General features: G+C 66.0%; 2 protein-coding genes. Both read right to left on the bottom strand.

Annotation, left to right across the window (positions count from 1 at the left end):
- Positions 1–248: aconitase X swivel domain-containing protein (locus ACYYG1_RS17295; protein ID WP_461211580.1), on the bottom strand; the 248-nt coding region annotated here is incomplete at its 3' end.
- A partial coding sequence (locus tag ACYYG1_RS17300) for an aconitase X (RefSeq protein WP_461211581.1) occupies positions 242–1,306 on the bottom strand: 1,065 nt, incomplete at its 5' end. The genes ACYYG1_RS17295 and ACYYG1_RS17300, both read right to left, overlap by 7 nt.

Consider the following 1,306-nt stretch of genomic DNA (forward strand, 5'->3'; position numbering starts at 1 on the left):
AGGATCGCGGCGGGGGCCTTTCCAACCTGCTTGGCGCGGTAGGCGATGAACGGGGCGATGGTGCCGCCCTTGCCCGTGGTGCAGACGAGGACCTTTCCGGCCAGGCTGCAGCCGTTCAGCGGATCCCCTTCACGAACCAGAACGCCCCGGTCCGGGTCGAACTCTCCGATGAAGGAGAAGGCCGAATCCATGACCACGGCCTCGGCCGTGACCTTTCCACTATTGATGACCCGTCCCTTCATCAGCATGCCGCACCTCCTTTCCACCCGCCGCCGGTGACGGCTTCGACGCAGGCGTCCATGTCGCCGATCACGACCTTCACCTTCCCCTTGGTCAGGTAGGAGATGTAGTGCGCGGCCTTGAAGCTGTTGGTGGCGATGGTGCGCACGCCTTCGGGGATCGGCGAGTCGGGGATGGTGGCCATGCAGCTGCTGGCGAAGACCCCGCCGGCCTGCTCCACGACATCGACCACGCCCATCATCTTGAGCAGCTTGTGGTTCTGATGGGGCATGCCGATCCACAGCCGTTTGTCCGCCGCCAGTTTCTTCGACTCCAGAAGCTCCGCAAGCTCCGTGACCTCGTCAGGGGTGCAGTGCGGGCAACCGAACAACGCCATGTCCACACTCGCGCCGTTTCCGGCGAAAAGGCCCAGGGTCTCTTCGATGGTTTCCGGAGTCACGACTACGATCTCTTCGGGGTCGCGCCCGCCCAGGGCCGCTTCAAGGGTCGGCGCCTCGGGCGTCACGCCCACGACGTGGCACAGGCTCACCGAACCGGACACCGGCATGGGGGCCAGCAGGTGCTTCAAATAGTTCAGGCTGCACTCGCGGGATATCCCGTCGACCACCACGTTGCGGCTCCCCGCACGCGCGCCCACGTGATACCCCACCGCTCCGCGCTGGGCGGAGGTCAGTTCCGCCGGGTCCAGCCCCTCGAAGCGGACCAGCACCTTGCCCTGGCGGTTTTCGTCCAGGAACAGCCCGTAGTACGGAGCCCTCCCGGTTATGGCCGCGGACAGGCTGATGACCGTTCCGTCGCGGTTGCACCTGGCGCCGATGATGGAGTTGGCCAGAAGCTGCGCCCCGGATCCGATCCACGAGATGTAGTCGCCCTTGCGGGGCAGGTTGCCGACCAGCATCGGCAGGCAGGTGTACGTCTCCAGGAACCCGCAACGCAGATACCGCTCCCTGCGCTTGACGTGCAGATCCAACTCGGCCTCCGCGAACTCGCGCGGGGTGCCCATGGCTTCCCAGCTCACGGGGCTGAACGCGCTCATGAACGGGTGCAGGGTCGTGGGCGCGCCCAA

The organism is Desulfocurvus sp. DL1XJH-121, assembly GCF_054819825.1.